This is a genomic window from Plantactinospora sonchi (assembly GCF_036422035.1).
Classification (GTDB): Bacteria; Actinomycetota; Actinomycetes; order Mycobacteriales; family Micromonosporaceae; genus Plantactinospora; species Plantactinospora sonchi.
This window is the reverse complement of record NZ_JAZGQK010000001.1, coordinates 365,845-389,415: the sequence shown is the minus strand read 5'-3', so window position 1 is coordinate 389,415 and position 23,571 is coordinate 365,845. Positions and strand designations below refer to the sequence as shown.

At 71.9% G+C, this 23,571-nt stretch carries 22 protein-coding genes; 13 read left to right on the top strand and 9 right to left on the bottom strand.

The features are described 5' to 3' along the window. Positions 1-66 precede the first annotated feature (66 nt). Positions 67-1,560 (top strand): ankyrin repeat domain-containing protein, encoded by a 1,494-nt coding sequence (locus V1633_RS01780; RefSeq protein WP_331212296.1) that lies wholly within the window; start codon positions 67-69, stop codon positions 1,558-1,560. A gap of 46 nt (positions 1,561-1,606) precedes the next feature. Here the strand turns inward: V1633_RS01780 and V1633_RS01775 are convergent, their stop codons facing one another. The 3 genes from V1633_RS01775 to V1633_RS01760 form a co-directional block, all read right to left on the bottom strand. Next, positions 1,607-2,260 carry a response regulator transcription factor gene (locus tag V1633_RS01775; protein WP_331212295.1) on the bottom strand — a complete coding sequence of 218 codons (654 nt, stop codon included), beginning with the start codon at positions 2,258-2,260 and terminating at the stop codon, positions 1,607-1,609. 185 nt (positions 2,261-2,445) lie between these two features. Next, positions 2,446-3,351 carry a Gfo/Idh/MocA family protein gene (locus V1633_RS01765; protein WP_331212294.1) on the bottom strand — a complete coding sequence of 302 codons (906 nt, stop codon included), beginning with the start codon at positions 3,349-3,351 and terminating at the stop codon, positions 2,446-2,448. 266 nt (positions 3,352-3,617) lie between these two features. Beyond that, the gene (locus V1633_RS01760) at positions 3,618-4,403 is read right to left on the bottom strand and encodes a hypothetical protein (RefSeq protein ID WP_331212293.1); all 786 of its coding nucleotides are present in this window, start codon (positions 4,401-4,403) and stop codon (positions 3,618-3,620) included. 194 nt (positions 4,404-4,597) lie between these two features. On the opposite strand from V1633_RS01760, the gene V1633_RS01755 reads away from it, so the two are divergent. Both V1633_RS01755 and V1633_RS01750 read left to right on the top strand, forming a co-directional pair. Continuing rightward, on the top strand, positions 4,598-4,963 hold the full coding sequence (locus V1633_RS01755; RefSeq protein ID WP_331212292.1) for a hypothetical protein: 366 nt from the start codon (positions 4,598-4,600) through the stop codon (positions 4,961-4,963). Between the two features lie 172 nt (positions 4,964-5,135). Then, a complete protein-coding gene (locus V1633_RS01750) occupies positions 5,136-5,498 on the top strand; it encodes a hypothetical protein (RefSeq protein ID WP_331212417.1) in 363 nt (120 codons plus the stop codon). Between the two features lie 83 nt (positions 5,499-5,581). Here V1633_RS01750 and V1633_RS01745 read toward each other — a convergent pair whose 3' ends face one another. Continuing rightward, positions 5,582-7,237, bottom strand: a complete 1,656-nt coding sequence (locus V1633_RS01745; RefSeq protein ID WP_331212291.1) for an alpha-amylase family protein — start codon at positions 7,235-7,237, stop codon at positions 5,582-5,584. A 166-nt stretch (positions 7,238-7,403) separates the two neighbouring features. On the opposite strand from V1633_RS01745, the gene V1633_RS01740 reads away from it, so the two are divergent. Beyond that, positions 7,404-8,060 (top strand): DedA family protein, encoded by a 657-nt coding sequence (locus V1633_RS01740; protein WP_331212290.1) that lies wholly within the window; start codon positions 7,404-7,406, stop codon positions 8,058-8,060. 43 nt (positions 8,061-8,103) lie between these two features. On the opposite strand, the gene V1633_RS01735 is transcribed toward V1633_RS01740, so the two are convergent. The 3 genes from V1633_RS01735 to V1633_RS01725 all read right to left on the bottom strand — a co-directional run bounded on the left by V1633_RS01735 (position 8,104) and on the right by V1633_RS01725 (position 11,034). Beyond that, positions 8,104-9,468, bottom strand: a complete 1,365-nt coding sequence (locus V1633_RS01735; RefSeq protein ID WP_331212289.1) for a chitinase — start codon at positions 9,466-9,468, stop codon at positions 8,104-8,106. Positions 9,469-9,609: 141 nt separating this feature from the next. Next, on the bottom strand, positions 9,610-10,413 hold the full coding sequence (locus V1633_RS01730; protein ID WP_331212288.1) for a YidC/Oxa1 family membrane protein insertase: 804 nt from the start codon (positions 10,411-10,413) through the stop codon (positions 9,610-9,612). A gap of 219 nt (positions 10,414-10,632) precedes the next feature. Further along, complete coding sequence (locus V1633_RS01725; protein WP_331212287.1) at positions 10,633-11,034, bottom strand: DUF6412 domain-containing protein; 402 nt, start codon at positions 11,032-11,034, stop codon at positions 10,633-10,635. 159 nt (positions 11,035-11,193) lie between these two features. On the opposite strand from V1633_RS01725, the gene V1633_RS01720 reads away from it, so the two are divergent. From V1633_RS01720 to V1633_RS01690, 7 genes are all read left to right on the top strand, one after another. Next, entirely contained in the window at positions 11,194-12,273 is a 1,080-nt protein-coding gene (locus V1633_RS01720; protein ID WP_407951941.1) for a GDSL-type esterase/lipase family protein, read from the top strand. Between the two features lie 258 nt (positions 12,274-12,531). After that, a complete protein-coding gene (locus V1633_RS01715; RefSeq protein WP_331212286.1) occupies positions 12,532-13,773 on the top strand; it encodes a carboxylate-amine ligase in 1,242 nt (413 codons plus the stop codon). Further along, positions 13,766-15,136 carry an FAD-dependent oxidoreductase gene (locus tag V1633_RS01710; protein WP_331212415.1) on the top strand — a complete coding sequence of 457 codons (1,371 nt, stop codon included), beginning with the start codon at positions 13,766-13,768 and terminating at the stop codon, positions 15,134-15,136. The genes V1633_RS01715 and V1633_RS01710 overlap by 8 nt, the downstream gene beginning before the upstream one ends. Positions 15,137-15,189: 53 nt before the next feature. Continuing rightward, complete coding sequence (locus V1633_RS01705; protein ID WP_331212285.1) at positions 15,190-15,786, top strand: DUF1707 SHOCT-like domain-containing protein; 597 nt, start codon at positions 15,190-15,192, stop codon at positions 15,784-15,786. Between the two features lie 194 nt (positions 15,787-15,980). Then, entirely contained in the window at positions 15,981-16,340 is a 360-nt protein-coding gene (locus tag V1633_RS01700) for a GntR family transcriptional regulator (RefSeq protein WP_331212284.1), read from the top strand. Beyond that, positions 16,322-17,293, top strand: a complete 972-nt coding sequence (locus tag V1633_RS01695; protein ID WP_331212283.1) for an ABC transporter ATP-binding protein — start codon at positions 16,322-16,324, stop codon at positions 17,291-17,293. The genes V1633_RS01700 and V1633_RS01695 overlap by 19 nt, the downstream gene beginning before the upstream one ends. After that, a complete protein-coding gene (locus V1633_RS01690) occupies positions 17,290-17,994 on the top strand; it encodes an ABC transporter permease (protein ID WP_331212282.1) in 705 nt (234 codons plus the stop codon). The genes V1633_RS01695 and V1633_RS01690 overlap by 4 nt, the downstream gene beginning before the upstream one ends. Before the next feature lie 59 nt (positions 17,995-18,053). Here the strand turns inward: V1633_RS01690 and V1633_RS01685 are convergent, their stop codons facing one another. Then, the gene (locus tag V1633_RS01685) at positions 18,054-18,872 is read right to left on the bottom strand and encodes an Fpg/Nei family DNA glycosylase (RefSeq protein WP_331212281.1); all 819 of its coding nucleotides are present in this window, start codon (positions 18,870-18,872) and stop codon (positions 18,054-18,056) included. 98 nt (positions 18,873-18,970) lie between these two features. Then, the gene (locus V1633_RS01680; protein WP_331212280.1) at positions 18,971-22,141 is read right to left on the bottom strand and encodes an AfsR/SARP family transcriptional regulator; all 3,171 of its coding nucleotides are present in this window, start codon (positions 22,139-22,141) and stop codon (positions 18,971-18,973) included. 321 nt (positions 22,142-22,462) lie between these two features. Here V1633_RS01680 and V1633_RS01675 point away from each other — a divergent pair, with 321 nt between their 5' ends. Both V1633_RS01675 and V1633_RS01670 read left to right on the top strand, forming a co-directional pair. Further along, positions 22,463-23,206 carry a hypothetical protein gene (locus V1633_RS01675; protein WP_331212279.1) on the top strand — a complete coding sequence of 248 codons (744 nt, stop codon included), beginning with the start codon at positions 22,463-22,465 and terminating at the stop codon, positions 23,204-23,206. A 32-nt stretch (positions 23,207-23,238) separates the two neighbouring features. After that, on the top strand, positions 23,239-23,562 hold the full coding sequence (locus V1633_RS01670) for a hypothetical protein (protein ID WP_331212278.1): 324 nt from the start codon (positions 23,239-23,241) through the stop codon (positions 23,560-23,562). Positions 23,563-23,571: the final 9 nt, after the last annotated feature.

Genomic DNA, 23,571 nt, shown 5'->3' with positions numbered 1-23,571 from the left:
ACCAGTCGCCGTACACCTCCTTTCGGCCTGACGACGCGGACCGCAGGCGCACGAAAGGAGGTCGCGATGTCCGCCAGCGACTTCACCCGACCGTCGTCCCGACTGCCCGAGCGGCCGCACATCGAACAACTGCGGCGGCAGGCCGCCGAACTGCAACGCCGGTACGCGTCCGGCGCCCCCGACGCCGTCGCCCTGGTCACCACCGAACTGCCGGACCGGCCGGCACCATCCGCCGCCCGCCTGCCGCGCAGCGTCGCGCTGCTGGTGGTCGCCCGCCGGTACGGCTTCGCGAGCTGGCCCCGCCTCAAGCGGCACGTGGAACTGGTGACCCGCTACACCCGGATCCCGGACCAGGTACCGCCGAGCGCCGAACCGGCACCGGAGTTCCTCCGGCTGGCCTGCCTGACGTACACCGACGACGACGGTCCACACCAGTGGGAGCAGGCCCGACGGCTGCTGCGGGGGTACCCGGGAATCCCGGACAGCAGTGTCCACGCGGCAGCCGCGGTGGCCGATCCGGCCCGGGTACGACGTTTCCTCGCCGACGACCCCGACACGGCCGGAGCGGACGGTGGCCCCTACCGGTGGCCACCGCTGCTCTACCTGGCGTACGCACGGCACGATCCCGACGTACCGGAACGGGCCGTGCTCGACACCGCCCGACTGCTGCTGTCGTACGGCGCGGACCCCGACGCCGGCTACCTGTGGCACGGCCTGCCCACCCCGTTCACGGTGCTGACCGGCGCGTTCGGCGAGGGCGAGCAGGGGCCGACCCGGCAACCCCGGCACCCGCACCAGCTGGCGCTGGCCCGGCTGCTGCTCGACGCGGGCGCCGACCCCAACGACGGACAGGCGCTCTACAACCGGATGTTCGGCCCGGACGACAGCCACCTGACGCTGCTGTTCCGGTACGGGCTCGGTGGCGGCGACGGCGGACCGTGGCGTGCCCGGCTCGGCGACGCCGTCGACTCCCCGGCCGGACTGCTGCGCCGGCAACTGCGGCACGCGGTGACCCACGGCCTGCCCGACCGGGTACGGCGGCTCGCCGCACACGGTGTGGACCTCGACAGTCCGTTCGCCGACGGGCGTACCGCCGGAGAACTCGCCGCGTTGCACGGTCATCCGGAGATCGCCGGCTTCCTGGCCTCGCACGGTGCCGCCGGTCCCGCGCTGGCCGGGATCGACGCCGTGGTCGCCGCCCTGCTCACCGCCGACCGGGCGGCGCTGGACCGGCTCCGCGCCGCCGACCCCCACGCTGTCGACGTGACCCGGGCGGCCCGTCCGGACCTGGTCCGGCGGGCCACCGCCGCCGGTCGCGCCGAAGCGGTGCCACTCCTGGTGGAACTCGGGTTCGACGTGGACGCGGCAGGCCCGGCGGCGCAGACCGCGCTGCACACCGCGGTCGCCGCCGACAACCCGGCACTGGTCCGGCTACTGCTCTCCCTCGGCGCCGAACCAACCCGCCGCGACGGGCGGTTCGACGCCACCCCACTGGACTGGGCCCGGCACCTCGGTCACCAGGACCTGGTCCGGCTGCTCACCCCACTCACCGGAGAATGAACCCGCGACCGACCCGGGACCGCCGCCCGCCCGGCTGCGGGGCGGCTCACTCCCCCACGCTGTTCAGGTACGCCAACACGGCCAGCACCCGTCGGTTGTCGTCGTCGGACTGTGCCAGGTCGAGCTTGTTGAAAATGCTCGCGGTGTGCTTGCCGACCGCGCTCTCGCTGAGAAAGAGCCGCTGGCCGATGGCGTGGTTGGAGCGCCCCTCGGCCATCAGCCCCAGCACCTCCCGCTCCCGGGCGGTCAGCCGGGTCATCGGCTCGTTCCGGCCGCCACGGACGAGCAGCTTGGCGATCACGTCCGGGTCCATCGCCATCCCGCCGCCGGCCACCCGACGTACCGCGTCGACGAACTGTTCGGCGTTGAAGACCCGGTCCTTGAGCAGGTAGCCGATCCCGCCGGTACCGTCGGCGAGCAGTTCCCGGGCGTAGAGCTGCTCGACGTGCTGGGAGAGGACCAGCACCGGCAGCCCGGGCACCTCCCGACGGGCGGCCAGCGCCGCCTGCAGCCCCTCGTCGGTCTGGGTGGGCGGCAGTCGTACGTCCACCACGGCGACGTCGGGGCGGATTCTGAGCAACGCCTCCAGCAGCTCCGGGCCGGTCTCCACCGCCGCCACCACCTCGAACCCGTGTGCGGTCAGCATCCGGGACAGGCCGTCCCTCAGGAGATAGAGGTCCTCGGCGAGGACAACACGCACGGTACCTCCAGGGTCACGGTGGTCGGGCCGTCCGGCGGGCTGCTCAGGTCGACGACGCCGTCGAATGTACCGAGCCGCCGGTCGATGCCGCGCCACCCGCTGCCCCGGCCCGGTTCCGCGCCGCCCCGGCCGCCGTCGGTGACGACCGACCCGATCGGCGGCCCGGGCCGGCCCACCACCGTCGATCAGGCCGGCAGGGTCACGGTCCGGCCCTGCTCACGGGCGGTCTCGGCGGCGGCGAGCACCGCCACCACCTCACGACCGAACCGTACGTCGCACCGGTGGTCCCGGGTGCCGGCGTCGACCTCCGCGAGCAGCTGCTCGACGGCCAGTCCGTACGCCTCCACCGCCGGGGCGTCCCGTTGGGGTACGACGTCGATGCCGTTCTCGCCGTGAAAGACAAAATCGAACGTGGTGGAGGCCGGCGGGGCGTCCAGTGCCAGGGACAGCGTGCTCGCCGCCCCGTCGGCGTGCGCCAGCATCAGGTGGATGCTGTCGCGGGGCCCGTCCATCGCGGCGACCCGGACGACCGGGCCGAGCACCGGGAGGATCAGCGAGAGCGCGTGCGGACCGATGTCCCACAGTCCGCCGTGGGTCCGGCGCCAGGCCGATCCGCCGTACGGATTGCCGGGCTGGAAGATCGACGCGTAGATCATCCCCCGGGCGCCGTGCCAGCCCCCGGTGGCCGCCGCGGCGGCGAGGAACCCGGCGATGGTGGGATGGAACCGGTTGGTGAAGAAGACGATCGAGGCGATGCCGCTCGTGTTCGCGGCGGTCACCACCCGGTCGGCGTCCGGCAGACTCAGCGCCACGGGCTTGTCCAGCAGCAGGTGCCGACCGGCGGTGGCGGCCCGCACCGCGATGTCGGCCTGCACGTCCGGCGGCAGTGCGACGGCCACCGCGTCGACGGCCTCGATCAGGGCGTCGACGTTGTCGAAGGCCGGTACGTCGTACTGGTCGGCGAGCGCCCGGGCCTTGACCGGATCACGGCCCCAGACCCCGGCGAGCCGTACCCCGGGGTGGGCGGCGAGCGCCGGGGCGTGCACCTGGGCGGCCCAGTGGCCGGTGCCGAAGAGTCCGAACGTGAGCAAGGTGTGGCCCCTTTTTGTCGTGCGGTTGCGCAGCGGGTTCTTCGTAACACATCTGTCCTGGTGGGCGGCGACGGCTTGCTGAGGGGTGGGGGTGCCGGCGTGCGCCGTGCCGGTGCGGGTACCGGGTGGGGCCGGGTGCCCCGCTCTGGGCGGTCAGGCTTGATCCCGTCGCGGGTCACCCGGCCCCACCCGGGACGCTGCTCGGCCTGGTCGGCACCGGCGATCCCGTCGTGGGTCAACCGGCCCCACCCGGGACGGACGGCGGTTCAGTTTCGTCGTCGTCGGCGGTTCCGGCGCGGGGCACCTCCCGTGGCCGCTCCGCGCCGGTTGCGCCGGCGGTCGCGTCGCCGGGTGTGCCGTTGGGCCAGTTGCAACGCCTCGTCCGCCTCGACGGCGGACTGCTCCGCCTCCTCCAGCAGGGCCCGGGCTGCCACCTCGGCGACCCAGGCCGACTGCTCGGCGCGCCGGGCCACCAACGCGGTGCGGTCGTACTCCCGGCGGGCGGTGGCCAGCCGCATCCGGGCGTGTTCGAGTGCCCGGTTCCGTTCCTCGGTGAGCGGGTCCCAGTCACCCGTACGCCGGAACACCTCGCGCAGCTCCGGCAGTGAGATGTCACCCCGCCGGTACGCGGACAGGGCCGCTCGGGACACCACCCGGTCCCGTTCGGTGTCCGGGGTCCGTCCGTCGGACTCCGACGGCTGCTGCGCGACGGGATCCGCGGCGGTCGGCCGGGCTGCCGCGGCCTGCTCGGCGGCGATGACCGTACGCCGGACCTGCGTGTAGTGGCGTTCGGCGGCGTCCAGCACCGCCCAGGCCTCGTCCCGGGCCCGCTCCGCCGTGGTCAACGCCGCCCGGGCGCCGTTCGCCACAGCGGCCGCCCGACCCGCCTCGGTCCTGATCCGTACCGCGTGCGTGGTCAGATCCTCGGCGGCGGCCCGCAGGCGTACCGGGTCGGGTCGCGGGTTCCGGGGACGGTCGGCCAGGACGGCGAGTCCCACCAGCGCCAGCAGCACCAGGGCGCCGGCCATCGCCAGCGCCCAGACCTCCGTCACGACCACGCCTCAACTCCCGGAGTACGCCGTCGGTACAGGTGCGGTCAATCATAGAAGTGGGTTGATGACCGGGCCAGCGGGTACGACGGCCGGCAAGTCGGCTGCCTGGCCTACTACGGCGATTAGTAGACTGCGCCGGTGAACCAGTCGCGGATCGGTACGCCGACGACCGGGCCGACCCGGCGGGCCGGCCGATGAACGATTTCCTGGTCGGGCTGACGATCGTCCTGTCGCTCGTACTCGCGACCTGGAGCCTGGTGACCACGATCCGCAACCGGCCGCCGGACCGCTCCCACCTCGCCGGCCTGGCCGTGCTGGAGCTGGCCGTGCTCGCGCTCGCGATCGCGTCGCTGGTCGCCTGGGCCGGTGGTGAGCAGCCCGCCGAGGCCGGGACCTTCGCCGGCTACCTGTTGACCCTGGTCTGCCTGCCGCCGTTGGCCGGCGTGCTGGGCCGGATGGAACCGACCCGGTGGGGTTCGGTCATCGTCACGGTGGTCTGCCTGGTCATCCCGGTCGTCGTGCTGCGCCTGCAGCAGACCTGGCAGGTGCCCGGTGTCTGAGCCGACGTCCCGGTCGGGCAATCGCCCGACTCCTACCGGGCCGGAATCGCCGACCGGGGTGGAGCAGGGCGGCGACGCGGGCCGGACGGCACCGGGTGGCGGGCGCGGGGCGGAGCCGGCCGGCCCGGGACGGGTCGGGGCCCGGCGGACCAACAGTGGTCCCGGGCGGGCGCTGGTCGCCGTCTACATCCTCTTCGCGATCGCCGCCACCTCGCGGGCGACGCTCCAGATCATCACCCGTTTCGACGAGGCACCGGTGGCGTACCTGCTCTCCGCGCTCGCCGCGGTGATCTACATCGTGGCCACCGTCGGGCTCGCCCGGGGCGACGCGGTCGGACGCCGGACGGCGGTGGTCTGCTGCTCGGTGGAGTTCGCCGGGGTGCTCGCCGTCGGTGCGCTCAGCCTCTTCGACCCGGCGCTCTTCCCGGACGACACGGTCTGGTCGGACTTCGGCGGCGGCTACGGGTACGTCCCGCTGGTGCTGCCGGTGCTCGGCCTGCTCTGGCTCCGGCACACCCGCCCCGGGCGGGTCTGAGCCGGCCGAGGCGGGACAGGCCGGGCCGACCTGACCCAGGCCGGCTCAGGTCGGGCCGGACGGCGTGGTCCGGGCGGGGGCGGTCAGTGGAAGCTGTCGGCGCGGCACAACCGGATCCAGCGGTAGCCATAGCCGGCGAGTTCCAGGGCGTCGAGCTTGCCGACCGGTGCGTACGCCTGGTCGGTCAGGACGTCGTTGGGCAGGTCGGCGTCCGCGTACAGGGCACCGAGGTCGACGGTCGCGGGTTCGGTGCCCAGGTTGTGCAGGAAGAGCATCGAACCGGTCCGGCCGTCGGCCCGGTGGGCCAGCACGCCGGGCGGCAACTCCTGGTCGACGTGCGTGCAGGAGCCGGAGCCGACCTCCGGTGCCTCCCGGAGGGTACGGATCATCCGCTCGAACCAGCCGAGCAGCGAGCCCCGGTCGTGCCGCTGGGCGGTCACGTTGACCTGGCGGTAGTCGTACTCGCCGTCGTCGATCACCGGCCGGACCAGCTGCTCCGGCTCGGCGCTGGAGAAGCCGGCGTTCGGCTTCGTCGACCACTGCATCGGGGTACGGATCGCCTCCCGGCCGGGCAGCGACAGGTCCTCCCCCATCCCGATCTCCTCGCCGTAGCGGAGCACCGGGGTGCCGCGCAGCGAGAACTGCAGTGAGTACGCCAGTTCGAGGCGGCGCCGGTCGTTGCCGAGCATCGGGGCGAGCCGGCGCCGGATCCCCCGGTCGTAGATCCGCATCTCCTCGTCAGGGCCGAACTCGCGGTAGACGTCGGCGCGCTGGTCGGCGGTGAGCCGGGACAGGTCGACCTCGTCGTGGTTGCGCAGGAAGGTGGCCCACTGGGCGCCGGGCGGCAGCATCGGGGTGTCCCGCAGCGCCTCGATGATCGGTTCCGGGTCCTGGCGGGCCAACGCCAGCATCAGCCGCCCGTTGAGCATGAAGTCGAAGAGCATGTGCAGCCGGTTGGCGGAGCCGCCGCTGTCGGCGAAGTACTCGACGAGTTGTGCCGGCGGCACGTTCGCCTCGGCGAGCAGCAGCGCGTCGGCGCGACGCCACTGCACGTGCTGGCGCAGGTCGGTGAGGAAGGTGAAGTCCTTGGGCGAGTCGGGGTTGCCCGGCTCGGTCAGCTCGATGATGAACGGCGCCGCGTCGATCCGGAACCCGGCGACGCCGAGTTGCAGCCAGAACGACATGATCTTCTTGACCTCGGCCCGTACCGCCGGGTTGGCGAAGTTGAGGTCCGGCTGGAACCGGTAGAAGCGGTGGTAGAACCAGGCCTTGGCGGTCCGGTCGTAGCTCCAGGTCTCGTCCTGCTCGCCGGGGAAGACCATGCCCTGCCGACGGTCCGGCGGCTCCTGGTCGGACCAGACGTACCAGTCCCGGTACGGCGAGTCCGGCGACGACCGGGCCGACCGGAACCACGGGTGTTCGTCCGAGGTGTGGTTGACAACCAGGTCGATGATCACACGGATGCCCCGGTTGCCGGCCTGGTGCAAGAGTTCGGCGAAGTCACCGAGGCTGCCGAGCCGTGGGTCGACGGCGTAGAAGTCGGTGGCGTCGTACCCGTCGTCGCGGTGCGGGCTGGGGTGGATCGGGTGCAGCCACAGGCAGGTCACACCGAGCCGGGCAAGGTAGTCGAGCCGGCCGATCAGCCCGTTGATGTCGCCGATCCCGTCGCCGTCCGAGTCCGCGTACGTGTCAATGTCGAGGCAGTACACGACCGCCTCGGCGTACCACCGGTCCGTCATGCGACGAGAACATCTCCGGTTCGGCCGGCCCGCAAACCGCACGTGGCCCGGATGGCACACACCGCTCGTCGTCCCGGGCGCGTCGTCGTGCCGGGCGCGGACGGTCACGGGTGTAGCGGTCACCGGCGCTGGGTAGGGAGACCCTCCCCGACGAAGGAGAACAGCCGTGGCCCTCGCCGAGGACGTCGACCCGACCCAGCTCGGTGGACTGACCGGGTGGATCGCCGGTGTGATCGACTCGCTCGGTGCCGCCGGGGTCGGTCTGCTGGTGGCGCTGGAGAACATCGTTCCGCCGATCCCGAGCGAGATCGTCCTGGCGATGGCCGGTTACCTGGCCGGTGAGGGACGGGCCAACGTCTTCCTCGTGGTGATCGCCGCGACCGCCGGTTCGGTGCTCGGCGCACTCGCGCTGTACTGGGTCGGCGCGGTGCTCGGCGAGGACCGGTTGAAGCGTTGGCTCGACCGGATCCCGCTCGTCGACACCGACGACCTGGACCGTGCCGACCGCTGGTTCGAGAAGTACGGCAACTGGGCGGTCCTGTTCGGCCGGATGATTCCGGTGTTCCGCAGCCTGGTGTCGGTGCCGGCCGGGGCCAACCACATGCCGCTGGGCCGGTTCCTGGCGCTCACCGCGCTCGGCAGCGGCGTCTGGAACGGGATCTTCGTGGCGCTCGGTTTTGTGCTCGGGTCGCAGTGGCAGCAGATCGACCGCTACACCACGTTCTTCGACTACGGGCTGCTGGCGGCCTTCGTACTGATGATCACAATCTGGGTGGTGAAGAAGGTCCGCAAGCGCCGGCACCGGACCGCCAGCCTCCGCTGAGGGGCGGTGGCGGGCGGCCCGGTGCCGGCCGGCGGTCGTCCGGTCAGGGCAGCGTGTTGAGGTGCGGCCGGACGGTACGGGCGAAGGTGTTGCCGTTCGCCACGTCCCAGTTGATCGACCAGGTCATCGCGCCCCGGATACCCGGGTAGGTGCGCGGCGGCCGGAAGCTGCCGCAGCTCGTCCCCCTGGCCAGGCAGTCGAGGGCCTGGTTGACCAGCGCCGGGGCGACGATGCCGCCGCCGGCCGCCCCCGGCCCGGCGGGCAGGCCGAGCGCCACCTGGTCGGGTCGGAGCCCGGCTTCGAGTTGCAGGCAGGCGAGCGCGGTCATGAAGTTGACCGTGCCCTGGCTGTACGCGAACGACTGGTCGCAGCCGAGCATCGAGCCGGAGTTGTAGAACTGGGTGTGCACCACGGTGAGGATGTCCCGGATGTCGAGCGCCAACTTGAAGTACGACACCGAGGGCGACTGCATGTCGATGGTCTGCGGCGCCATCGTGATGATCAGGCCGGCCCCGACCCGGCTCCGCAGCGTACGCAGCGCCTGGCCCATGTACGTCGGGTTGAGTCCGTTCTCCAGGTCGATGTCGACGCCGTCGAAGCCGTACTGCTGGATGAGGTTGTGGACGCTGTTGCTGAACGCGGTGGCGGAGGCGGCGTCGTTGACCGCCACCCGGCCGGTTTCGCCGCCGACCGAGAGGATGACCTTCTTGCCGCGCGCCTTGACGGTGCGTACGTCGTTGCCGAAGTCGGTGTTGGTGTAGCCGCCGAGTGCGGCGGAGAGTCCGGGGTCGATGGTGAAGGTCACCGCGCCGGGTGTGCTGGTCGCCTCGGCGAAGGCGACCGCGATCAGGTCGTACTCGGCCGGTACGTCACGGAGCCGCAGTTCGACGGCGGGGTTGTCGAAGTTGTGCCAGTACCCGGTGAGGAAGTGCCGGGGCAGGCCCTGGGTCGGCGGGTTGGTGGTCGGTGGGATGGTCGGCGGGGTCGTGGGTGGGGTGGTCGGGGTGGTGCCGCCGCCGCACGCCGTGCCGTTGAGGGTGCAGTTGGCCGGACTGCCGGCCCCGGCGCCGAGGAAGCCGAACGAGACCGAGGCGCCGGGGGCCACGGTGCCGTTCCAGGACCGGTTGGTGAAGGTGTGCCGCTGTCCGTTGGAGGTGAGCAGCGCGTCCCAGTAGCTGCCCAGGGTGGTCCCGGACGGCAGGTCGAAGGTGAGCGACCAGCCGTTGATGGTGGTCGTGCCGCCGTTGGTGATCGTGTACCTGCCCTCCCAGCCGGAGCCCCAGTCGGCGGTCCTGACGAAGGTCGCGGTCGGCCCGGCGGCGTACGCGGGACCCGCGCCCCAGGCGGCGCCGACCGCCGCCAACAGGCCGACGACGACGGACAGGGCAAGGCTTCTGCGGCGTCTCATGCGCTCCTCCACCGGAGATCGGTGTATCCACATCGGTCAACTGTCCGCTTATTATTAAGATAGTTAACTGTTAATGTCCAGACCTCGATGACCCGGACGGTCGGCCCCTCCACACCACACCGATTCGACAACCGCGGTCGGTCACCGCGGGTCGACGTCGACAGGTCGGGGCCTCCGGCGCAGCAGGGTCTGCTCCAACGCGGTCCACCCGGTGGTGGTGACCAGGTAGAGCACGGCCGCCAGCGGCACGAACGCCACCGCCAGCACGGTCGCGTACGGCAGCAACGGCAGGACCCGGGCCAGCACGGCGCCGCCCGGCAGCACCTCGTCCCCAGCCGGGGCGGGACGGGCCGACGCGGAACGAGCCGGGGTCGAAGAACCGGCCGACGGCAGGGCGGCCGCCGCCTGGGCCTGCCGCATCCGGCGCGACGACAGCCAGGCGAGCAGCACCAGCAGGGCCACCAGTACGGCGTACAACGGTCCCGCCGCTCCGCCCAGCCCGTCGGCGACGTAGTGGCCGAGCGGCACGCCGAAGAGCCGTTCGGCCAACAGGCCGGCCTGGTCACCGGCCCCGCCCGGCAGGGCGAAGAGGCGGTACATGATCAGGAAGAACGGCCACTGCACCAGCGCCGGCAGACAGCCCCCGAGCGGGGAGGCACCGGTACGACGGTGCAGGTCGAGCAGCTCGGCGCGGAGCCGTTCCGGTTGGTCGGCGTACCGCTGCCGAAGTTCGCGGATCTGCGGCGCGAGTGCGGCACCGCGTTGTTGGCCACGGATCTGCGCCCAGCTCAACGGCGAGATCAACAGCCGGACCAGGACGGTGAACAGCACGACGGCGACGGCGGTGGCGGCGCTGCCGGCGACCGGCCCGACCAGGGTGGCGAGCAGGGAGACGAGGTGGGCGGCGGCACCGACGGTGCCGTCCAGGGGCGCGAAGGCGAGCATGGATATCCCTCGGTTCGGTTCCGGAGGCGACGGATGTGCGGGAGCGGCATCCGTGGGAACTCCCGTCCCGGGTCCGTCGGCGGACGCGACCGGGATCGACGCGGCCCGGATCAGCGGGACCGGTCAGCGCCGGACACCACCGGACGCACTGCTCGCGAACGGCGGGAACGGGAGGTGGAGAAACCGGATCGGCCGGAACGGCAGCGGAAGGAGCTGCGGTTACCTGACCGAGGAGTGGACCGAGGGTGCTCGCGGGCGGGGTCGTCCGGCCGCGTCCGGGTCGAGCAGCCGTGGTGTCCGGAGCCGACGCGAACGGTGCCGCAGCGCCACGCCGTGGCGTACCAGACGGTTACCGGCACCATGGCCGGACGGCAATCCGCCGGCGAACGCGGCGAGCAGCAGTGCCGTCGCGGCGATCATGGCGGCGCCGGCCAGCGACTCGACGGCCTGGCCGCCCGGCGCACCCAGGGTGGGTGTGCCGACGTGGAGGAGCAGGTAACCCAGCCAGCCGAGCAGCAGCGCGGGCCAGCGCATGGGCAGCGCGGGCCAGCCCGACAGCGGCGTCAGCCGACCGGGCCGGTACGCCCGGCCGGGCGTCCACCTCGGTCGGGTCGCCGGCACGCCGCTCAGGCTAGCCAGTGCCGGCAAACCCCGGCTCCACCGACACGTTCGGCGCACTCGGACGCCCGTTCGCCGCTCCGTGCCGCAACCGGTTGACCGGAGGCCCGGACTCGGCATTAGATCGAAGGAGACCGATCGGAGAGCGGGAGGGAACAGGTCGTGACCGCGACGATTCGCCGGGGTGCCGGCATATTACTGGCGGCCGTGATGGTGACGGCCGCCGCTCTGACGTACACCGCGAACCGGGTGGAGGCGGACGCCGGAATCAAGGTGATGCCGCTCGGCGACTCGATCACCGACGGCTTCAACGTGCCCGGCGGGTACCGGATCGACCTGTGGCAGAAGGTGGTGGCCGGCGGCTACGCCGTCGACTTCGTCGGCTCCGGCACGAACGGGCCGGCCAGCCTCGGCGACCGCAACCACGAGGGCCACTCCGGCTGGCGGATCGACCAGCTCGACGCCAACATCGTCAGCTGGCTGAACACGTACCAGCCCCGGACGATCCTGCTGCACATCGGCACCAACGACATCAGCCAGAACCGCGACCTGCCGAACGCCCCGAACCGGCTCGCCGCGCTGATCGACCGGATCAACACCACCGCCCCGCAGACCAAGGTCTTCGTGGCCACCCTTGTCCCGCTGTCGTTCGCGGACGCGCAGGTACGCAGCTTCAACGCGGCGATACCGCAGATCGTGCGGAGCCGGGCCAACGCCGGACGCCCGGTCCACCTGGTCGACATGTACCCCGCGCTCACCACAGCCGACCTGGCCGACGGCGTGCACCCGAACGCCACCGGCTACAGCAAGATGGCCACCACCTGGTACAACGCGTTGCTGGCCGTACCGGGCAGCCTGACCGAGGGCGGCACCCCGACACCGACGGCCACCCCGCCCGGCAACCCGCCGACCACGCCGCCGACCGCCGGTCCCACCACCCCACCGGCCACCGTCGGCTGCACCGCCTCGGTCTCGCTGAACTCCTGGAACGGCGGTTTCGTGGCCACCGTACGGGTGACCGCGGGCTCGTCCGGCACGAACGGCTGGACGGTCAGCACCAACCTGCCCTCGGGCACCACCGTCTCCAACTCCTGGAACACCCAGCGCAGTGGCACCAGCGGCGCGGTCACGTTCACGAACGTGAGCTACAACGGCCGGATCGCCGCCGGACAGTCGACCGAGTTCGGCTTCCAGGGCACCGGCAGCGGGGCTGGCATGACACCGACCTGCACCGCCACCTGACCGTCGGACCGGACCAACCGGGACGCCGACTGCGAACAGTGACGATCGGGCCGGTACGGCGACGCACTCTCGTCACCAATCGTGATCGGCCCGCGTTTCCCACCGGCCACCGACGGGGTACACACCAGCCAGGACCGACGCGGTGGGGCGACGGTCGGAACGATCGACCGACAGGCGGTGGGTTCGATGGCTGGTGGGGTGACGGCGCAGGCACGGCCGGCGCAGGACGTTCCTCGCGAAAGGGTTGAGTTGTCCGACATGCTCGCCGCAGACGCCGAGTCGCCCGGGACTGGCGAGCTGGCCGAGCCGCCCGGCACAGTCGAGCTGCCCGGTGCCCGGTCCGGGACGGCCGACCGGCTGACCGCCGGCGACGATCCGCTGTCGACCGGCAACGACCTCCTGACGGTCGGCGTGGAGGAGGAGTTCCTCCTGGTCGACCCGGCCACCGGCGAGGCGGCCCCGGCGGTGGAGGCGGTGCTGGCCGAGGTCCCGGACGAGCTGCGCGGCCAGGTCCAGCGCGAGTTCCAGACCAGCCAGATCGAGATCGGCACCCCGCCGGGACTGGACCTGGCCGCCCTGCGGCACTCCCTCGGCCTGCTCCGGACCGGGCTCGCCGACGCCGCCGAGGCCGCCGGGGTCCGGCTGGTGGCGGTCGGCACCGGTCCGGTCGCCGGGCCGATGCCGCCGGTGGTGGACAACCCCCGGTTCGATCAGATGATCGAGCGGTACGGGCTGGTCGTACCCTCGCCGGGAGTCAACGGCATGCACATCCACGTCGGCGTTCCCGATCCGGAGATCGGCGTACAGGTGCTCAACCACCTCCGCCCCGCCCTGCCGCTGCTGCACGCGGCCACCGCCAACTCACCGTTCTACGCCGGCCGGGACACCGGCTACGCGAGCTGGCGTTCGGTGCTCTGGGAGCGCTGGCCGTCGGTGGCGCCGACCCCCTGGCTGGAGTCGCACGCACACTACGAGCGGCTGGTCGAGGAGCTGATCGACACCGGGATGATGCTCGACGAGGGCATGCTCTACTGGTACGCCCGGCTGTCGGCCAACTATCCCACCGTCGAGATCCGCATCGGTGACGTCTGCCCGAGCCTCGACGACACCATCCTGATCGCCGCGCTGGTCCGGGCCCTCGTCGACACCGCGCTCACCGACATCGCCGCCGGACGGGCCGGGGTGCCGGTTCCGCACCACCTGCTGGCCGCGGCGCACTGGCGGGCCGCGCACGACGGCCTTGAAGGACTCGCGGTCGACCTGGCCGGCGGTGGCGGTCTGCGGCCCGCCTGGCAACTGCTGCGCCGGCTGGTCAGCCGACTCCGTCCGGCCCTGGAACGGCACGGTGACCTCGCCGTGGTGACCGCGCTGTTGAGCCGGTTGCAGGCGCACGGCACCGGTGCCGCCCGGCAGCGGGCCGCGTACGCGCGCCGGCAGGACCTCGCCGACGTGCTCGAGGACCTGATGCGGCAGACCCGGGGCACCGGTGACCATGGCTGACCGGCTGGTGGTGATCGGCGGCGACGCGGCCGGGATGTCGGCCGCGTCCCAGGCCCGGCGTCGCCGTACCGCTGACGAGCTGGAGATCGTGGCGTTCGAACGGGGCCACTTCACCTCGTACTCGGCCTGCGGCATCCCGTACTGGGTGGGCGGGCAGGTCGACGAGATCGACGACCTGATCAGCCGGGATCCGGCCACCTTCCGGGACGAGTACCGGATCGACGTCCGGACCCGGCACGAGGTGACCGCGATCGACCTGGACCGGCGCGAGGTGGTGGCCCGGAACCTCGACGACGGCGGGCGCGAGGTCCGGGAACACTTCGACCAACTCGTGTACGCCGCCGGCGCGGTACCGGCCACCCCGGAGTGGGCCCGGACCGACGCGGCCGGGGTCTTCGGGGTGCAGACCCTCGACGACGGCGCCGCTCTGCTGGACTGGCTGGAGCAGGACCCGTCGCCGCGTCGGGCGGTCGTGATCGGCGGCGGCTACATCGGCGTCGAGATGGCGGAGGCGCTGATCAGGCGGGGTCTGACGGTGAGCCTGGTCGAGCGGAGCCCGGAGCCGATGTCCACAGTCGACCCCGACATGGGCGCACTGGTCCGGAAGGCGCTCTGCGGGCTCGGGTTGGACGTCCGCAGTGGCGTCAACGTCAGCGGCCTGCAGAGCCGTGACGGGCGGGTCGTCGCGGTGCACACCGACGCCGGCACGCTCCCGGCCGACGTGGTGGTCCTCGGTCTCGGCGTACGCCCGAACACCGCACTCGCCGCCGAGGCCGGGCTGCCGCTCGGCCCCACCGGGGCGATCCGGGTCGACCTGCGGATGCGGGTGCCAGGGCAGGACGGGATCTGGGCGGCGGGCGACTGTGTCGAGTCGGTGCACCGGGTCTCCGGCCAGCCCGTGTACGTGCCGCTCGGCACCCACGCCAACAAGCAGGGGCGGGTCGCCGGGATCAACATCGGCGGCGGGTACGCCACCTTCGCCGGGGTGGTCGGCACCGCCGTAACCCGGGTCTGCGACCTGGAGGTGGGCCGGACCGGTCTGCGTGAGCGGGACGCGACGGCGGCCGGCTTCGAGTTCGTCGCCGTGCGGGTGGAGTCGACGAACCGGGCCGGCTACTTTCCGGGCGCGGAGTCGATGACGGTGAAGCTGATCGCCGAGCGGCGCACCGGTCGGTTGCTCGGAGCCCAGATCGTCGGCCGGTCGGAGGCGGCGAAGCGGATCGACGTACTCGCGGTGGCGCTGTGGAACCGGATGACGGTGGAGGAGATGGCGAACCTCGACCTCGGCTACGCGCCGCCGTACTCCCCGGTCTGGGATCCGGTGCTGGTCGCGGCCCGCAAGGCCGCCGCCGCGCTGCGCTGATCCGCCCGTTCGCCGGAGCCGGCGTCTGCGGTACGTCGATATGCTGGGCAACCGTGACGCTCGAACCGCGCAACGATCCGGACCGGGTACGGGTCTCCGACCGGGAACGGGAGCAGGTCGTCGAACTGCTCGGCCAGGCGGCGGCCGAGGGGCGGCTGACCCTGGACGAGTACGCGGACCGGGCCGGCGCGGCACACGCCGCCCAGACCCGGGGCGAGCTGGTCCGGCTCACCGAGGATCTGCCGGTGGAACTGCCCGCCGCTGAGCTGCCCGCTCACCGCCCGGGTGCGGTGGTGGCCGGTCCGGAGCCGGAGCGGCTGGTCGCCATCTTCGGTAACGAGTCCCGCAAGGGACACTGGCCGGTCCCGGCCCGCTTGGAGGCCCGGTCGGTCTTCGGCGACTGTCACATCGAGTTGCAGGACGCCCAGCTTCAGTCCCCGGTGACCACGATCGAGGTGACGGCGGTCTTCGGCTCGGTGACCATCTTCGTGCCGGAGGGGCTGGACGTCCGGCTCACCGGCAGCGCCGTCTTCGGCAGCAAGGAGTCGAAGCTGCGGGGTGGACCACCGCCGTCCGGCGCGCCGGTGGTCGAGGTACGGGCCCGGGTGGTCTTCGGCTCGGTGACGGTACGTCCGCCGGATCGCCACTGACTCTGCGCCGTTCCACCGCTCCCCCGGTGTGTCCTCCGGTTGGCGGTCGTGTGGTCGAGCGCTGCCCAGAACCTCCTCTTGACAGCCGACCCCATTGGTTGGATGGTTAGTCACATGACTAATGAACCGACCAAGTGGCACCGGGTCGGGCACCGTACGCCCCGCGCCGCGTCAGCGCCGGTCGGGTCGCGGTGATGGACGACGGTCGGCCGATCTTTCTGCAGATCGCGGAACTGATCGAAAACTCGATCATCGACGGCACGCTCAGCGAGGAGAGCCAGGTGCCCTCCACCAACGAACTCGCCGCCTTCCACCGGATCAACCCGGCGACCGCGGGCAAGGGCGTCAACCAGCTGGTCGACGACGGGATTCTCTACAAGAAGCGAGGTATCGGGATGTTCGTCGCCACCGGGGCCCGCACCCGCCTGCGGGACCGACGCCGCGAAGATTTCGCCCAGCAGTACCTACACCCGTTGCTGACCGAGGCGAGCAAGCTCGGCATCGACGCCGACGAGCTCAAACGCATGATCGACCGATGGGAGCAGGGGCGATGAGCACGGTGGTGCACGCTCACGACGTCACCAGGCGGTACGGCGACGTGACCGCCCTCGACCAGGTCAGCTTCTCGCTGACAGAAAACCGGATCCACGGTCTGCTCGGCCGCAACGGCGCCGGCAAGACCACCCTGATGGGGATCATGACCGGCCAGAACTTCGCCACCACCGGCGAGCTGAGGGTTTTCGACGAGCAGCCGTACGAGAACGAGCGGGTGCTCTCCCGGGTCTGCTTCATCAAGGAGAGCCAGACGTACCCGCAGCACTTCAAGGTCCGGCACGCGCTGGACGCGGCCCGGCTGCTCTTTCCGCACTGGGACGAGGACGTCGCCCAGGCGCTGCTGGCGGACTTCCGGCTCCCGCTCAAACGGCAGATCCGCAAGCTGTCCCGGGGCATGCACTCCATGCTCGGCATCACCATCGGACTCGCCTCCCGGGCCCCGCTGACCCTCTTCGACGAGCCGTACCTCGGACTCGACGCGGTCGCCCGGCACCTCTTCTACGACCACCTGCTCACCGACTACGCCGCGCACCCCCGCACCGTCGTGCTCTCCACCCACCTCATCGACGAGGTCGGCGACCTGCTGGAGAACGTGCTCCTGCTCGACAACGGCCGGGTCCTGCTCGACACCACCGCCGACGACCTGCGCGGCCAGGTGATCACCGCGTCCGGCCCGGCCAGCGCCGTCGACGAGTTCGCCGCCACCTCCGACGAACTGCACCGCGAGGCTCTCGGCCGGTACGCCCGGGCCACCCTGCGCGGCACCTTCGGCCCCGCCGAACGCGACCGGGCCCGGGAACTCGGGCTGGACCTCGAACCGGTCTCCCTCCAGGACATCGTCATCCGACTCACCACCGCCCAGGCCCGCCGCGGCGACGCGCCGACCGGTCCCGCCGACCTCGGCGCCGCGTCCGGCGACGCCGGCATCACCAACAGGGAGGCGGCCCGATGAACCGCATCGGCAGCGTCGTCCGACTCCAGCTCGTCGGCTGGCCGAGCACCCTGGGCGGGGCGTGGGTGCTGCTCGCCGGCATCTTCCTGGTCAACCTCGCACTCTTCGCCTCGATCGGCGCCGGCGGTGACGCGGTCACGATCAGCCCGCAGACCGGCGCGGTGTCGTCGATCTACATCATCATGTTCGTCGGCGGCCTCACCACGTTCACCCAGGTCTTCCCGTTCGCCCTGGCGCTCAGCGTGCTCCGGCGGACCTTCTACGTCGCCTTCTCGCTGCTGCTGCTGGCACAGTCGCTGCTGTTCGGCCTGCTGCTCACCCTCTGCAAGCTCGCCGAGGACGCCACCGACGGCTGGGGTATCGGGATGGACTTCTTCGGTGTCGGTCCGCTGGACCAGGACAACGTACTGCTCCAGATCGTGGTCTACACGGTGCCGTTCGTCGTGTTCGGCTTCAGCGCCGCGTTCCTCTCCATCGCCTACAAGCGCTGGGCGATGATCGGCATGTTCGTGCTCGCCGTCACCGCCGTGGTGGTCCTCGGCGGGTTGGCCGTGCTGATCACCTGGCAGCAGTGGTGGACCGGCATCGGACGCTGGATCGCCGACCAGCCCACCGCCGCGCTGCTCGGCGGCTGGCCCCTGATCCTCGCCGCACTCGCCGCCGCCGCCGGCTACCTCACCATCCGCCGCGTCACCCCCTGAGTGCAAGGAAGGGCCCCCTGTTAACGCATTCGGTAGAGGAAGGCCCCCCTGTCAACACCTCAGGACGAGCGGGCCGGCTGGCAGGTCGAACACCAGAACAGGTTCCGACCGACCAGATCGGCCCGGAGGACCGGGGTGCCGCAGACATGGCACGGCTGGCCGGCACGGCGGTAGACGTACACCTCGCCGCCGTGCCGGTCGACCCGCGGCGCCCGGCCCATCGCCTCCGGCAGATGCGCCGGGCGTACGGTGTCGATCCGGCCGGACGCGACGGCGAGGGCCATCAACTCCCGCAGGTCGGCCCAGATCCCCCGCCACTGTCGAGGGGTCAGGGACCGGCCGGGGGTGGTCGGCGGCAGTCCGGCCCGGAACAGCACCTCGGTAACGAAGATCAGACCGGTGCCGGCCACCACGGACTGGTCGAGCAGCAACGCGAAGAGCGGGGTCGGACTGCGCCGGATCCGGGCGTACGCCGCGTCCGGGTCGGCGTCGGCACGCAGCGGATCCGCCCCCAGTCGGGCCCGCAACAGCGCGACCTCGGGTGGGTCGAGCAGTTCGCAGGCGGTCGGCCCGCGCAGGTCGAGCCAGTGCAGGTCACTGCTGAGCCGCAGCCGTACCTGGCCGACCGGGTCCGGCGGCTCACCGTCGCCGTCGGCGAACCTGCCGTACAGCCCCAGGTGCACGTGCAGGATCTGGCCGCTGTCGTAGTGGTGCAGCAGATGCTTCCCGTACGCCTCGGTCCGGTCGAGTACGGCGCCGGAGAGCAGCGCCGCCCCCTCGGCGAACCGACCCTGCGGGCTGCTGGCCTGCACCTTGTCGCCGGCGAACAGCGCGGCGTGCCGCGCTGCCAGGCGGTGCACGGTGTGACCCTCGGGCATCTCACCAGCCTAGCCAGCGGCGCGCCGCCCCGGTCGGCAGTGTTGTCCGTCACGGGGCACGGCAGACCAGACCCGTGGACAGTCGCCCGACGGGGCCGTCAACGCGCACGGAGGCCGGCGACCTCGGCTCGGGCCTGTCGCGCGGCCTCGGCCCGGCCGTCGTGGTCCAGGGCGTCGGCCAGCGTGCCCAGCCCCCGGGCCAGCCAGTACGGCGACCCGATCCGGCGCCAGATGTCGACGGCCCGCTCGGCCCGAAGGCAGGCGAGCGCGGGGCGCCCGGCGGCGAGCTGCGCTGTGGCGAGCACCCACAGCGTCGAGGCCTCGCCCCAGGAGTTGCCGTACTCGCGGTAGATCCACAGGCAGCGGGCGAGCAGCCGACGCGCCTCGCCGTGTCGACCCTGCTGAACCCAGACCTCGCCCAGCCAGCAGGCGGCATGGGTGTGCCCGAGCTGGTCGCCGAACCTGCCACTGATCTCCATGGCCTGGCTGAACGCCTCGGCGGCGGCGTCGTACCGGTCGCCGGCCCGCTCGACGTGCCCGAGCCCACGCATGGCCTGCGCCTCGCCCGGACGGTAGCCGGCCTCCCGACTGAGCCGCAGGGCGCGGATGAAATGCTCGTGCGCCTCGACCAGTTCCCGGCGCTCCAGGTGCACCACCCCGATGCCGGCCAACGCGTAGACCAGCCCGTTGACGTTCCCGGCCTCCTCGGTGAGTCGCGCCGCCCGCCGGAACAGGTCCACGGCCGACCCGTAGTCGCCGAGCAGGCGGTGCAGATAGCCGAGCCCGGAGATCACGGCCGCCTCGTACTCCGGTTGCTGTGGCACGCCGTGGTCGAGCGCGGCCTGGAAGTGGCCTACCGCTTCGGCGTACCGGTCCTGGATGGTGTCCAGTTCGCCGAGGCTGCGGTGCAGCTTGAGGGCGGTCGGGCGGTCACCGGCGGCGGTGACCGCGGCCAGGGCCCGGCCCTGCACCCGACGCCAGTCGTCGAAATGCGTCCGGACCTGGAAGAACGTGGTCAACGACGAGGCCAGGCAACCGGCGAGGCCGGCCACGTCACTGTCGGCGCCGTACTGCGCGGCGGCGTCGAGTCCGTCCTGTACGACGGCGACGAGGAACGCGTGCTCCCGGTCGAACCAGTCCAGCGGCTGGGTCGTGAGCCGGGACGCCTCCTCGGCCGGGAGGCGCCAGTGGTCGGTGTGGTGTCGCGCCACGCCGAGGAAGTCCGCACTCAGTTCGAGGTCGCACCGCTCGGCCAGGTCCAGGCTCGCGCCGATCACCCGACGCAGCGCCTCGGCGCGCTCCTGCGGTGTCTGCTCCTCCACCGCCCGCTCACGGGCGACCAGTCGGACGAGATCATGAATCCGGTAGCGGGTGCCGGCCGGCCCGGTCGAGTCGATGTCCACCAGGTGGACCTCGATGAGGTCGTCCAGCAACCGCTCGGCGGGGGCCAGTGCGGTATCCAGCAGCGCGGCCAGCGCCCAGGGCGCGAAGTCACCGGCCCGCAGCAGCCCGAGCAGCCGCAGCGCCCGCTGCGCGCCGGGATCAAGATTCCGGTACGTCAGCTCCACACTGGCCCGCACCGCGACATCGCCGACGGTCAGCTCGTCCAGTCGGTGGTGCTCGTCCGTCAACGCCCGGGCCATCGCGTCGAGCGTCCAGTGCGGCCGTGCGGCCAGCCGCGCACCGGCCACCCACACGGCCAGGGGCAGTCGGCCGCACCGTTCGACGATGGCGTGCGCGGCGTCCGGCTCCAGGGTGATCCGCTCCCGACCGACGGTGTCGGCGAGCAGGGTCAGTGCCTGCCCGGCCGAGAGCACCCGCAGCGGCATCCGCACGCCGTGCAGTCTGGCCAGACTCGTCCGACTGGTCACCACCGCCGCGCAGCCCGCCCCGTTGGGCAGCAGCTCGTCCACCTGCCGCGCGTCGGCCGCGTTGTCGAGGACAACAAGCACCCGTCGCCGGGCCAGCAGCGTCCGGTACAGGTGCACCCGCCCGGTGAGGCCGTCCGGCACCGCCTGACCGCGTACCCCGAGCGCGCGCAGAAACCCGGCGAGGACGTCCTCCTGGTCGACCGGGGCCGGCTGGGTGCCCCGCAGGTCGACGTAGAGCTGTCCGTCGGGAAAGTCCGCCGCGACGGTGTGCGCGGTCCGTACCACGAAACTGGTCTTGCCGACCCCGGCCGGTCCTGTGACCACGACCGTCGCCGGTCGGCCGGCAGGGTTGACCAGGTGGCGTCGGGCCTGGTCGATCTCGTCGGCCCGGCCGACCAGCCGGGGTAGCGCGGCGGGCAGCAGGCACGGCGCGACCGCGACGTCCGCCAGAGCCTGCACCGGTGGAGGCGCGGGCGGGGGTACCCCGGCCAGGTCGCGACGCGGGTCGCCGGGTTCCGCCCGACGACCGGCCGGTTGCCGCAGGCGGGCGGTCGGTTGAGCCGGAACGGTTCGTCGACGGCCGGGGGCCTCGGTGGGTCGGCCGGGTTCGCCGGGCGTCCGGGGTGCCGGTGTGACCTCGGACGGGCGGGCGTCGTGCTCGCCACGCAGGATCTCCTGGTGCAGGCGCCGCAGGTCGGCGCCGGGCTCGACACCGAGGTCCCCGGTCAGCCGCGCGCGGGTCCGGGCGAAGGCCGTCAGGGCGTCGGCGCGGCGGCCGGCCCGGCTCAGCGCGACCATGAGCTTCCCGGCCATCCCCTCCCGGTACGGGTGCGTGGCCACCAGTGCCTCCAGCTCGGGCAGCACGCTCGCGTGCCGACCCAGCGCGAGTTCTGCCGCCAGGCACTGCTCAAGGACCTCCCAGCGGCCCTCGTCCAGCCCGGCGGCCTCGGCCCGGACGCCGGTGGTGTCGATCCCGGTCAGGGCCGGGCCGCGCCACAGCGCCAGGGCCTCCCTCAGCCGTGCCACGGCGAGCGTGTCGCGACCCTCGGCCAAGGCCGTCCTGCCGTCGCCCACCAGCCGCTGCCAGCGGCTCCGGTCCAGGGCGTCCGGCGGCACGCGCATCAGGTAGCCGTTCGGCCGGGTGTCGAGGGTCGCGTCGCCCGCCGTGCCCGCCCGGCGGAGGGTCTGGCGGAGCCGGTGCACGTGCGCGTGCAGGGTGGCGCGCGGCTGCGCCGGGGGCCGCTCACCCCACAGCTCGTCGATCAGCTGGTCGACCGGTACGACGTGGTCCGCGTGCAGGAGCAGGATCGCCAACACCGCCTGCTGTTTGGCCGCGACGACCGGCAGCAGGCGGTCGCCGTCCCAGACCTCGAGCGGCCCGAGAATCCGGAAGTCCATGGTCCCCCTGGCGTCGCGACGCTGACGTCGAGCGTCAGCGATACGTAAGCGCGCCTTCAGGCTACCTGTGGAGAGTGATCGATGATGCGGGCAATCGCCCGCCACGAACAATCGAGACATGGAAGATTCCGTTGACGGGGATCCGGTCCGGCGTAACTTGGCGTAACTGCTCCGACGATGCCGGAGCAGGGCAGCGGAAATGCTGTCGCGGGCGCGGTGGCCATCAAGCCGGACACTCCGGCGACTTTGCCGGGGCCTCGGTCGTGGCGGGTCCAGGATCGCCCTCTTCTGACACGCGCATCGATCGATCGGGGGCACAAAATGAGAGACGACGATGTCGACCTTGCCGGGTTGCGTGAGCTTCAGCGCGAGATCCAGGAGGTCGCTGCCCAGTTGTCCGCAGCGGCCAGCGCGGCTGAGGCCGAGTTCGTGGGTGGCGACAGCACGGGCGCGGTTGAGGTGACCATTGACAGCAGTGGTGCGCCGGCCCGGGTGCGACTGGATCGGGACTGGTTGCGGCTTGTCGGCACCGCCGGGCTCGGTCCGGCCGTGATCGAGGCCGGACAGGCTGCGGCCACCGAGCAGATGACCGCTTGGGCCGTCAGCGCTTCGGAGGCCGCGTCCGCGCCGCCAGTCCCCTTCGAATCGGCGGACCTGGTCGAGGTGGAGCGCGCCGAGTTCGGTGACCCCTCCTCGCGGCAGTCCGCGTACGCCATCCGCGACCTGTTCGATCTTGCCGACGGCATCCTCGACCGGTTGGACGATCTCCAACAGGCGGCCCAGAGTGCGGCCGAACGGAGGCTGACGTCAACGAATCTCGCACACACGGTAAGGGTGAGTGCCGTTGGGGGCAAGGCGGAGACCATCGAGTTCGATGATCAATGGCTGCGCTCCGCTCATTCCGAGCGCATCGCCGACGCGATCCAGGAGGCATTGATGGCTTCTTGGCGCGTTGCCACAGAGGAGAGACAACGTCTCGATGAGAGCGTGCCAGGGATTGAACGGATGCGGCGGTTGACCGCCTCACCTGAGACGCTGCTCCGCGAGATCGGTTTCATTCGCTGACCACAGACGCGGCCCTCGGGAGGCAAACCAACATGGGGAATCCAGGCAAGGAACAGATCAGAGCCTCGATCCAGGCACTCTATACCGACTCTCGCGCCTGGGGAAATATGGCGGAACAACTCGAGGGGATGGAGCGGGTGGCCCGCGGACTCGCTCTGGGTGCGTTCGAATTCAGCGGGTTCGCCCACATGATCGGGTTGGACAGCCTGTATAACGAACTGCAGGAGAAGATGGCCGACCTGCTCAAGCAGGGCAGCGCCAACTTCGACGCCATCGCCGGCGCTCTGCGTACTGCCGCAGACAACTATGCGCGGGACGAGGAGCGCGCCGTGCACCGCCACGCGAAGATTTATTAGGAGACCAGC